An 11,209-nucleotide genomic window follows, 5' to 3' on the forward strand; every position below is an offset into this window, starting at 1 on the left:
ATGCTGGAGAGAGATGTATTTTTAACCATGTTCATGGCTTTTTTTATCACGGTTATTATAGCGCCGATGTTCATTCCCTTCTTACGGAGATTGAAATTTGGCCAAAGCATACGTGAGGAAGGGCCAGAGTCCCATCAAAAAAAATCAGGCACACCGACGATGGGTGGCCTCGTTTTCCTGCTCGCTATTATTATCACTGTGTTGTTTATGACACAAATTTACGCGAAAGTTGGAGCGGAAACCGTGCTGCTATTGCTTGTCACAGTTGGTTTTGGCTTATTAGGTTTCCTTGATGATTTTATTAAGGTTGTGATGAAGCGTAACCTCGGATTGACTTCAAAGCAAAAGCTGGCAGGACAAATTGTCATTTCTGTACTTTTTTACATTATTTATACGAAGAATAACTTATCGACGGAGTTAACGATTCCTTTAACAGACATTTCCTTTGATGCCGGCATTTTATATGCGTTATTCGTTATTTTCTGGCTTGTCGGCTTCTCAAATGCCGTCAACTTAACCGATGGCCTTGATGGGCTTGTATCGGGTACGGCGGCGATCGCTTTTGGCGCTTTTGCTGTACTGGCGTGGAATCAAGGACTTGATGAAACAGCTATCTTTTCTTTTGCGGTAGTGGGAGCAGTGCTAGGTTTCTTAGTTTTTAACGCTAACCCAGCAAAAGTGTTTATGGGAGATACTGGGTCACTCGCTCTTGGAGGGGCCATTGCAGCTATTTCTATTTTGACGAAATCTGAATTTCTTTTACTCATCATTGGAGCTGTTTTCGTAGCCGAAACCTTGTCGGTTATTATTCAGGTTATTTCTTTCAAAACAACAGGTAAGCGAGTATTTCGCATGAGCCCGCTTCACCATCACTTTGAATTAGGCGGATGGTCAGAATGGCGGGTAGTCGTTACATTTTGGACGGTCGGCGTGCTTTGTGCGATGATCGGAATTTACATCGGAGCGTGGATTTAGTGAAAACAATAACAGATTTTCAGCATAAAAAGATTCTTGTACTAGGCCTTGCTAAAAGTGGAGTAAGTGCAGCCTTGCTTTTACATAAACTAGGTGCTTTCGTTACAGTAAATGATCGAAAGCCCTTGGGAGAAAATCCGGAAGCACAGCATTTGCTTGAACAAGGAATTAAAGTGATTTGTGGAAGTCATCCAATCGAATTATTAGATGAAGGTTTTGAAATGATCGTGAAGAATCCTGGAATCCCTTATCATAATCCGCTCGTTGCTGGAGCGGCTGCTAGAGGGATTCCCGTATTAACAGAAATAGAGCTGGCTTATTTAATCTCGGAAGCTCCATTCATTGGAATTACCGGTACAAACGGAAAAACAACAACGACGACGCTAATCTATGAGATATTTAAAGCTGACAAGAAAAGTGCCGTATTAGCTGGAAATATCGGACAAGTAGCCTCGGAGGTGGTTCAGGAAGCGAAGCCAGCCGATCATGTAGTGATTGAGCTGTCTTCTTTTCAATTGCTTGGCATAGACAAGTTCCGACCGCATATCGCGATTATTACGAATCTATATGATGCTCATCTTGATTACCATGGAACGAGAGAAGAGTATGCGAAAGCAAAATTAAATATCACTAAAAACCAGACAGCGGAAGATTTTCTTATCGTGAATGCTGATCAAGAACATTTGATGAAATTAACAGAAGAAACAAAGGCAACGATCATTCCTTTTTCTACAAAAGAAATAAAAGAAGCCGGTGCATGTGTGCAGGATGGATATATTACGTTCCGCGGCGAAAATATCATTGCTCTTGCAGAAGTAGCACTTCCGGGCGCTCATAATTTGGAAAACATATTGGCTGCTGTGTCGGCAGTAAAATTGACTGGTATTGGGAATGAAGCGATTAAAGAAGTGTTAACCACATTCTCAGGCGTAAAACACCGTACGCAGTTTGTTCGTGAGTGGAATGGCAGAAGGTTTTATAACGATTCAAAAGCGACGAACACACTTGCTACGAAAAGTGCGTTGACTGCATTTGACAAGCCAATCGTCTTACTGGCTGGCGGATTAGATAGAGGAAATGGATTCGACGATTTAATTCCTTATATGAATAACGTAAAGGCGTTAATTGCCTTTGGTGAAACAGCGGAAAAACTGATGGGAACGGCAAGCAGGGCTGGCGTGAAAACAACGATCAAAACAGAAAATATGCAGCAGGCAGTTCAGGCAGCTTATGAAGCTTCGGTAGAAGGGGATATTATTTTACTGTCACCGGCTTGTGCAAGCTGGGATCAGTATAAAACTTTTGAACAGCGCGGAGATATATTTATCGAAGCTGTGCATACATTGAAATAAAGAGCTTGTCTTCTTAAAAGTACATGTCGGGGCATGCTCTGGATTCTTTGAATTAGAGGTGTATGCCATTGCCGGTAAAAAAATTCGCTCCTGATTATTTCCTGTTGATTTTGATTTCAGTTCTGCTCACTATTGGGATTACGATGGTATACAGTGCCAGTGAAATATGGGCTGAATACAAATTTCATGATGCTTTCTTTTTTGCCAAAAGGCAGCTGCTATTTGCCATCGTTGGATTTGTGGCGATGCTCATGATTATGAACGTGGAATATTGGACGTGGCGCCGCTTTTCGAAAACAGCGTTAATCGTCTGTTTTGTTTTGTTAATCCTTGTATTAATCCCAGGTGTAGGAATGGTGAGGAACGGTTCACAAAGCTGGATTGGAGCAGGAGCTTTTTCGATTCAGCCATCGGAATTTATGAAGCTCGCGATGATTATTTTTTTGGCTGGTTATTTATCGGAAAATCAGAAGCACATGATTTATTTTAGAAAAGGGCTGCTGCCGGCATTAGGTCTCGCATTCACAGCATTTGGTTTAATTATGCTGCAGCCGGATCTTGGTACGGGAACTGTCATGATCGGTACTTGTCTCGTTATGATTTTTTTGTCCGGTGCTCGAATTTTTCATTTTTCTCTAATGGGGCTTGCTGGTATTGCTGGCTTTGTAGCATTGGTTTTATCGGCGCCTTATCGGATTAAACGGATTACTTCCTTTTTAGATCCATGGTCTGACCCGTTAGGAAGTGGATTTCAAATTATTCAATCGCTTTATGCGATTGGGCCAGGCGGACTGTTTGGGCTTGGAATTGGCGGCAGCCGGCAAAAGTATTATTATTTGCCTGAACCGCAAACGGACTTTATTTTTGCTATACTAGCAGAGGAGCTTGGGTTTATCGGAGGAATTTTTATTCTCTTGCTTTTTTCTTTATTGTTTTGGCGGGGCATCCGGATTGCCTTGAACGCGCCAGATCTGTTTGGCAGCTTCCTGGCAGCCGGGATTATTTCTATGTTAGCTATACAAGTTATTATTAATATTGGTGTTGTTACAGGTTTAATGCCTGTTACTGGTATTACCTTACCGTTTTTAAGCTACGGGGGCTCTTCCTTAACTCTCATGCTGGCGGCGTTTGGTATTCTATTAAATATTAGTCGTTATGCCAAACGGTAATCCATGCTTTCGATTTAAGAACAAACGATTTATTCAGTTTGACAGCCTTAAACATAGTGTTTATCTATCGTCTGGAACCTGATCATTCAGGTTTCTTTTTTTTTATTTGTTGAAAAATTCTTTGTTTTGTTCTCATACTAATTGATTCTCTTTATCAACTTGCTATAAGATGAAATTATGCTAAGTGATTTTATGGAAAGAAAACCGTTACTTGAGTCAAGAATGTAACAATTAGGTGAGAATTGCTACATTTTTTTTGTTTCCTTTTCAAATAAGCAAAGTTATATTTATATAATGGGTGATTGTAGTATGATAAAGAGCAGCTACCTGTCTCTATTTTGAGAAGGGAAAGGCCAAGAAACCTTTTTATTAAATGATACATACACTTATAGCAAGAAGACGTGCAGTGATTAATTTGAGGTGAAACGTAATGAAAATAGTTGTTAGCGGCGGAGGAACTGGCGGACACATTTATCCAGCTCTAGCCCTTATTCGAACAATAAAAGAAAAACATCCTGAAACTTCATTTTTGTATATTGGAACTGAAAAGGGATTAGAGTCCAAGTTAGTGACGAGAGAAGACATTCCTTTTCGTTCTATCGAAATAACGGGCTTTAAACGAAGTATTTCTATGGAAAATGTAAAAACCGTGATGCGCTTTTTAAAGGGCGTAAAAGAGTGCAAAAAAATGTTAAAGAAGTTTAAGCCTGATGTAGTGATTGGTACAGGCGGATATGTGTGTGGCCCTGTTGTCTATGCGGCTGCTAAGCTCGGTATCCCAACAGTGATCCACGAACAAAACAGCGTACCGGGATTAACGAACAAATTTCTGAGCAAATATGTGGAAAAAGTAGCGATTTGTTTTGAAGAAGCAGGCAGCTTTTTTCCTGAAAGCAAAGTGGTGCTAACTGGGAACCCTCGTGCTTCTGAAGTAGTGAGTGCGAAGCCTTCGCGTGCTTTGGAGAGCTTTGGACTATCTGAAAATAAGAAAACAGTACTGATTTTTGGAGGCAGCAGGGGAGCCCGTCCCATTAATGAAGCAGTCGTGCAGTCACTTTCCCAGTTTGCCAGCCGGCCATATCAAGTTCTCTATATAACGGGTGATGTCCACTTTGAACAAGTGCAAAGAGAAGTAGAAGCTGCTGGCAAGCCCGCGAATGTAGCGATTCTTCCTTTTATTCATAACATGCCAGAGGTTCTTGTGGAGTGTGATCTTGTTGTTTCAAGAGCGGGAGCCACAACATTAGCGGAATTAACAGCTCTTGGTGTTCCGAGTGTGCTCATACCAAGTCCGTATGTAACGAATAATCATCAGGAAAAGAATGCTCGTTCGCTAACAGATCACGGGGCGGCCATCATGCTTCCGGAAAAAGAACTAAACTCTGCTTCACTACTGAAAAATCTGGATGACGTGTTACTAAATGAAAAGGAATGGCAACGGATGAAAGAGGCCGCTGCTCATTTAGGGATTAAAGATGCATCAGAGCGTTTATATGCAGTGATGGCGGAATTAGCTAATAAATAAAGTGAAATAAGGAATGATTAATGCAGAAACAACAGTAAGTAAATAAAAGAGTGGTTTTTTCTTTTATCCTCTTTCTCTCTGCATTACAATAGGTGTAATGGGGAAGAGTATGCGGCATGGATATTTTTATCCGCTCTTCCGTTATTTATTCGACAGATCGGTGAACCTGGAGGAAAGGATATGGACGAAGGAAAAATTATCTCAATTGAAGAGAGAATTCCAAAGCTGAAAAAGCTGAGGAAAAGAAAAACAAATCGGCGGCTCATCTTCATTATTTCCTTGTTTTTCCTGATTGTACTAGCTGTTGCTTATTTTCAGTCGCCGCTAAGTAAAATTGCCTTCATTCAGGTTGAAGGAAATGCATTAACTCCAAAAGCTGAAATTATAGCAAAAAGTGGTGTCCAAGAAGGGGACAGCATATGGAAAGTTGAAGCTAAACAAACAGAGAAAAAACTTGAGAGTGATCCGAAAATTCATCAAGCCGATGTGTCAATTGTTTTTCCTAACAGAGTAAAAATTTCAGTAAAAGAACAGCAAAAGCTTGCTTACCTAGCAAAGGGAAAAAAACTGTTTCCCGTATTAAATAACGGAGCGATACTTAGAGAAGCAGTTGATGGGACTCCGGAACAATTACCTGTTTTATATGATTTCAAGGCAGGTAAAGAGTTGGATCAGCTTATGAGCTCTCTTGAACAGCTGCCGGCGGAGATCGTAAATTCTATTTCAGAAATTTACTATGCTCCGAAAAAGACCGATTCTCTTCACGTTCAATTATTTATGAATGACGGGTATGAAGTTTCGGCTACGCTGAAAACTTTTTCTGAAAAGATGATTTATTACCCTATGATTGTCAGTCAACTCGATCCGAACATTAAAGGGATTATTGACTTGGAAGTAGGATCCTATTTTAAACCATACGATTCAGAGAAAGTAAAGGCAATTGAAGAACCGTCTCCTCAATAGTAGGGATTGCTTTTGGTAAGGAGTCCATTATTTGGAATATAGTAAAATTTTTCTTGTATTCCTATAATTGGAAGTTCGTGTTGCTGCTCTTTCGATAAAATTGACTTTTCTAGGGTGGCAACTTGGTGTAGACTTGTAAATAGCGGTTCTTGAACGCTTTGAAGATCTTCTGCCTTTTGCTTTCTCCTATGTAATCTAGGAAAAAGGTAAAATAGTAAAAAATATTAAAATTTAAAAGGGAATTATGTTGAAAATGACGAATGTTTTCTATTATATAAATAATTCGACCAAAAAGAAAAATTGTTGTTCGGACAATGAGTTTTCAGAGCTGAGGGAGGTGCCAAAGAATGAACAGCAATGAAGTGTTAGTAAGTCTTGACATCGGTACGTCCGCTATAAAAGTAATAATTGGTGAAATGGTAAATGAATCATTGAATATTATCGGTGTTGGGAATGTAAAATCGAAAGGAATTCGCAAAGGCGCTGTCGTAGACATCGATGAAACCGTTCATTCAATAAAGAAAGCAATCGAGCAAGCAGAAAGAATGGTTGGTATAGAAATTAAACAAGTGGTCGTTGGCATTGCCGGCAATCACGCTCTTTTACAGCCATGCAGTGGAGTGGTGGCTGTCTCTAGTGAAAATCGAGAAATCACTGATGTAGATGTGGCAAGGGTGATTGATGCTTCTCAGGTTATGTCCATTCCCCCTGACCGTGAGATTATTAATGTCATTCCTAAGCAATTTATTGTAGATGGTCTAGATGAAATTACAGATCCGCGCGGCATGATTGGCGTCCGCTTAGAGATGGAAGGAATCATCGTAACGGGTTCTAAGACATTCTTACATAATACATTACGTTGTGTAGAGCGGGCCGGTCTTGAAATTATGGATATCGTTTTTCAACCGCTGGCAGCGGGAGAAGTAGCTTTGTCGAAAGATGAGCAAAATTTAGGTACAGTTCTCATTGATATTGGAGGAGGATCTACAACAGTAGCCGCGTTCAGTCAAGGGAATATAAAAGCCACTGCCGTCTTTCCGATCGGCGGCGACCATATTACAAAAGATTTATCGATCGGGTTGCGTACGACTACAGAAGACGCAGAACAAATCAAGCTGAAGCATGGACATGCTTTTTATGACATGGCCTCTGAAGAAGAGGTATTTAGTGTTCCTATTATCGGCAGTGATCAGCATCAGCAGTTTAGTCAATTGGAAATTTCCGATATTATTGAAGCGAGATTAGAAGAAATATTTGAAATGATTCTTGATGAGTTGAGACAACACGGAATTCACGATGTGCCTGGTGGCTTTGTTTTAACGGGCGGAACATCGTCTATACCTGGTATACTTGATTTAGCTCAAGATGTTTTCCAAAATCGTGTTCGCATGGCGATTCCTGATTATATTGGAGTAAGAGAGCCTCAGTATACAGCTTCAGTTGGGTTAATTAAGTATGCTTACAAGAATGCTAAATTACAAGGCAGAAAAGTAAGTGCTGTCCAAGAACCAATTACGGTGCCTGACTCGCGGCAGGAAGAGCCTTTACCGCCTAAAAAAGCGAAGGTTGAAAAGCAGCCGGAACAAAAGCTGACTTCAAAAGTAAAGAAATTTTTCGGTTATTTTTTCGAGGAATAAGTCATCTTAGAGAAATAACGACGAATTAGGAGGATTTGTCATGTTGGAGTTTGATACTAATTTAGATTCATTAGCGACGATAAAAGTTATTGGCGTAGGCGGCGGCGGAAACAATGCTGTTAATCGCATGATCGAGCATGGGGTGCAGGGGGTTGAATTTATCGCGGTAAATACAGACGCCCAAGCACTTAATCTTTCAAAAGCTGAAGTGAAAATGCAAATTGGTTCTAAGCTCACTCGCGGATTAGGAGCAGGAGCTAATCCAGAAGTGGGAAAGAAAGCCGCTGAAGAAAGTAAGGAGCAAATTGAAGAAGCATTACGTGGCGCAGATATGGTATTCGTAACTGCCGGAATGGGTGGTGGTACAGGTACCGGAGCAGCACCTGTTATTGCTCAAATTTCGAAAGATCTTGGAGCCTTAACAGTAGGGGTTGTGACTCGTCCATTTACATTTGAAGGGCGCAAACGGGCTACACAGGCGGCTAGCGGCATTGAATCGATGAAAGCAGCCGTTGACACATTAATCGTCATTCCGAACGATCGCTTACTGGAGATTGTAGATAAGAGTACACCGATGCTTGAAGCATTCCGAGAAGCAGATAATGTATTGCGTCAAGGGGTTCAAGGTATATCAGATTTGATTGCTACTCCAGGTTTGATTAACTTAGACTTTGCTGATGTGAAAACGATTATGTCTAACAAGGGTTCTGCCCTCATGGGGATCGGTATCGCTTCCGGAGAAAATCGCGCAGCGGAAGCAGCGAAGAAAGCCATTTCCAGCCCATTGCTCGAAACGTCTATCGATGGAGCACAAGGCGTGATCATGAATATTACCGGCGGTACGAATTTAAGCCTTTACGAGGTTCAAGAAGCAGCTGATATTGTTGCTTCCGCATCTGATCAGGAAGTAAATATGATCTTTGGTTCAGTCATTAACGAGAACTTAAAAGATGAGATTGTTGTAACGGTTATTGCAACTGGCTTTAAAGAGTCAGACCTGCAGCAGCCAAAGCAGCCGAGAGCAGGTTTTGGTCAAATGAAACAACCAACTGTTCAACAAGCACCGATGTCTCCGCCAAAGCGCGAAGTACGTCATGAAGAGCCGCAACAGCAGCAAGAAATGCCAACGAGACAACCTTCGCAGCCAGCGGAGGAAACGCTCGATATTCCAACATTCCTTAGAAACAGAAACAGACGCCGCTAAAGGGTGTCTACATTATAAAGATCAAGGCTATTCCTTTGGAAAGCCTTGATCTTTATTTCATTTTAGAACACGTGTTCTGTAAATGCAACTAATTATCCCCATTTTCCCGCTTATCTAATCTGACAAAAACCGAAATTTTCCTTTAAAAATTGTTTAGTTTCCCTTCTATATTGTGACACACTTCTTTTTGCTTGCCCGATATACTTGAGTAAATATTCTTATTTACATGCAATGAAGCGTAAAAGGAGGATAGGATACGTGTGGTTGTATACTTAGATGCATTATGGCTGTTGAACTTGCTTGCCGATAGCTTGCTATTATGGATGACAGCTATCTTTCTTAAGAGAAACGTAAAAGGGTATCGCCTCCTAATAGGAGGAGGAATAGGGTCTATTAGCATTTTGCTGATGGTTACCCCTCTTGCCCCCATAGCAGGACATCCACTGGCGAAAATTTTATTATCGACCGTTATGGTGTTTGCTGTATTTGGTTATAGACGGTGGAAATATTTTTTTGTTAATCTCATGACTTTTTATTTTTCGACGTTTTTAACGGGAGGCATGCTGCTGGGAGCCCATTATTTTATCGAATTTGATATGCAATTGGAGTCGGACTTCTTCTTAGCTGGGTTAAAGGGGTTTGGTGATCCAGTCAGCTGGATTTTTGTCATGTTTGGTTTGCCGATCGCTTTTTACTTTGCTAAGAGTCGAGCGGATGATTTTGAAACAGCTAAACTTCAACATGATCAACTGCTTAATGTGAAGGTCAAAATTAACGAAGCTGATTTTTCTTTAAGAGGATTGGTCGATACAGGAAATCAACTTCAGGATCCGATTACTAAGTCTCCTGTTATGTTTATTTCTATTGCTGGTTTAGAGGAGCAGCTCCCTAGCGAAGTTGTGAAAGCAGCTGGCCAACCGGAAATTTTACTATTTGAAGAGGAATATTTGCCGAAAGAATGGTTGGAAAAAATGAGGTTAATTCCCGCCAAGTCTGTTGGGAAGGCTCATCAATTGCTGCCTGCTTTTAAGCCTGATTATGTGGAGGTAAGCAACGACAAAAAGAAAACCGTCATTTCGAAAGTGCTTGTTGTTTTTACGCCAATGAGTTTATCATCTGATGGCCAGTTTTCGTGTATATTGCATCCGAAGATGGTCCTATCTCTATCTTACGAAGAAGTATCATAGCTTGCGATATTTATTCTTATTATTGAGGAGGTTGCTTTATGAGGAATTTGCGATTAAAAATCACTTACTATTGGTACAAGCTGCTGATTAAGCTAAAGTTGAAGACTGACGAGATATATTATATCGGCGGGAGTGAAGCACTTCCACCCCCTTTATCAAGGGATGAAGAAGAAAAACTGCTGGTTAAGCTGCCGAAGGGTGATCAGGCAGCAAGAGCTTTGCTCATTGAGAGGAACCTTCGACTCGTCGTTTACATTGCAAGGAAATTTGAAAATACCGGGATCAATATTGAAGACTTAATTAGCATCGGTACCATTGGTTTAATCAAAGCCGTCAACACATTTAACCCGGAAAAGAAAATAAAATTAGCGACCTATGCCTCGCGATGTATTGAAAATGAGATTCTCATGTATTTGCGCCGCAACAATAAGATCCGCTCGGAAGTATCGTTTGATGAACCGCTAAATGTGGATTGGGATGGAAATGAGCTGTTGCTCTCCGATGTGCTCGGAACTGACGATGATATCATCACGAGAGATATTGAAGCAGGAGTGGATAGAAGTCTCTTATTCAAAGCAATGGAACATCTAACGGATAGGGAAAAACAAATTATGGAACTGCGTTTTGGTTTGAAAGGAGAAGAAGAAAAAACACAAAAAGATGTTGCCGATTTATTGGGTATTTCACAATCTTACATTTCAAGGCTGGAAAAAAGAATTATTCAGCGCCTGCAAAAAGAATTTAATAAAATGGTTTGACTGACCCAGATTCCCCATTTGCAAACGAACGGCTGAGCGCCTAACCGAATGCAGACAAATGGGGGATTTTTGTTATTTATGAACTAAAATAACTATATGCATAATTCAAAATAGGCTTGTAAACTGAAACAGATGCTCTCTAAAGTTAAAGTTTGTTCCCGAATCGACATAGGTATTCACTTAGCGTAGTGCTCCTGCTAATCCTGGCTGAGCTGTTTCCGTCTCCGCCTTGCGATAAGTCAACATCGAATCGCTATTGCTCTTCGTGTTTCCTTTATCTCATGCAGATCAGTCCTGAACGGCCGCTTCCGCATTTCTTGTCTAGCTGCGCCTCCTTGCCCCTCGAGGTCATAAGCCAATCTGGCTGTGTGGCTGAAGAACGCCACTCTGCCATTTTGTCTTATGCTTGTCGGGGCAGGGCAGTCATCTCCGCTCTTCT

The 11,209-nt window shown here is 40.9% G+C and carries 10 protein-coding genes; 9 read left to right on the forward strand and 1 reads right to left on the reverse strand.

From position 1 onward, the window contains the following. The 9 genes from mraY (at position 1) to sigE (ending at position 10,770) form a co-directional block, all read left to right on the forward strand. Positions 1–975, forward strand: a complete 975-nt coding sequence (mraY, locus tag AC623_RS05660; protein WP_049661380.1) for a phospho-N-acetylmuramoyl-pentapeptide-transferase — start codon at positions 1–3, stop codon at positions 973–975. Beyond that, positions 975–2,327 carry a UDP-N-acetylmuramoyl-L-alanine--D-glutamate ligase gene (gene murD / locus AC623_RS05665; protein ID WP_049661385.1) on the forward strand — a complete coding sequence of 451 codons (1,353 nt, stop codon included), beginning with the start codon at positions 975–977 and terminating at the stop codon, positions 2,325–2,327. Before mraY ends, murD begins: the two co-directional genes overlap by 1 nt. A gap of 68 nt (positions 2,328–2,395) precedes the next feature. After that, complete coding sequence (gene spoVE, locus AC623_RS05670) at positions 2,396–3,496, forward strand: stage V sporulation protein E (protein ID WP_049661388.1); 1,101 nt, start codon at positions 2,396–2,398, stop codon at positions 3,494–3,496. A gap of 430 nt (positions 3,497–3,926) precedes the next feature. Next, complete coding sequence (gene murG / locus AC623_RS05675; RefSeq protein WP_049661389.1) at positions 3,927–5,021, forward strand: undecaprenyldiphospho-muramoylpentapeptide beta-N-acetylglucosaminyltransferase; 1,095 nt, start codon at positions 3,927–3,929, stop codon at positions 5,019–5,021. 180 nt (positions 5,022–5,201) lie between these two features. Then, the gene (locus AC623_RS05680; protein WP_049661390.1) at positions 5,202–5,984 is read left to right on the forward strand and encodes a cell division protein FtsQ/DivIB; all 783 of its coding nucleotides are present in this window, start codon (positions 5,202–5,204) and stop codon (positions 5,982–5,984) included. Positions 5,985–6,331: 347 nt separating this feature from the next. Next, positions 6,332–7,621 (forward strand): cell division protein FtsA, encoded by a 1,290-nt coding sequence (ftsA, locus tag AC623_RS05685; protein WP_049661392.1) that lies wholly within the window; start codon positions 6,332–6,334, stop codon positions 7,619–7,621. Between the two features lie 40 nt (positions 7,622–7,661). After that, entirely contained in the window at positions 7,662–8,825 is a 1,164-nt protein-coding gene (gene ftsZ, locus AC623_RS05690) for a cell division protein FtsZ (RefSeq protein WP_049661393.1), read from the forward strand. A 260-nt stretch (positions 8,826–9,085) separates the two neighbouring features. Beyond that, positions 9,086–10,012: a sigma-E processing peptidase SpoIIGA gene (gene spoIIGA, locus AC623_RS05695; protein WP_049661395.1), complete on the forward strand. Its 927-nt coding sequence runs from the start codon at positions 9,086–9,088 to the stop codon at positions 10,010–10,012. Between the two features lie 38 nt (positions 10,013–10,050). Next, positions 10,051–10,770: an RNA polymerase sporulation sigma factor SigE gene (sigE, locus tag AC623_RS05700; protein WP_049661397.1), complete on the forward strand. Its 720-nt coding sequence runs from the start codon at positions 10,051–10,053 to the stop codon at positions 10,768–10,770. Positions 10,771–11,009: 239 nt separating this feature from the next. On the opposite strand, the gene AC623_RS21870 is transcribed toward sigE, so the two are convergent. After that, the coding region (locus AC623_RS21870; RefSeq protein ID WP_231603380.1) for a hypothetical protein at positions 11,010–11,209 on the reverse strand (200 nt) is incomplete at its 5' end.

This window comes from Bacillus sp. FJAT-27231, from assembly GCF_001183975.1.
GTDB classification, from domain to species: domain Bacteria; phylum Bacillota; class Bacilli; order Bacillales; family Domibacillaceae; genus Pseudobacillus; species Pseudobacillus wudalianchiensis.

Bases quoted from the DNA above. Each gene is read 5' to 3' on its own strand.
- ftsZ (WP_049661393.1), top strand. From the start codon at position 7,662: ATGTTGGAGTTTGATACTAATTTAGATTCATTAGCGACGATAAAAGTT.
- sigE (WP_049661397.1), top strand. From the start codon at position 10,051: ATGAGGAATTTGCGATTAAAAATCACTTACTATTGGTACAAGCTGCTG.
- AC623_RS05680 (WP_049661390.1), top strand. From the start codon at position 5,202: ATGGACGAAGGAAAAATTATCTCAATTGAAGAGAGAATTCCAAAGCTG.
- ftsA (WP_049661392.1), top strand. From the start codon at position 6,332: ATGAACAGCAATGAAGTGTTAGTAAGTCTTGACATCGGTACGTCCGCT.
- murG (WP_049661389.1), top strand. From the start codon at position 3,927: ATGAAAATAGTTGTTAGCGGCGGAGGAACTGGCGGACACATTTATCCA.
- mraY (WP_049661380.1), top strand. From the start codon at position 1: ATGCTGGAGAGAGATGTATTTTTAACCATGTTCATGGCTTTTTTTATC.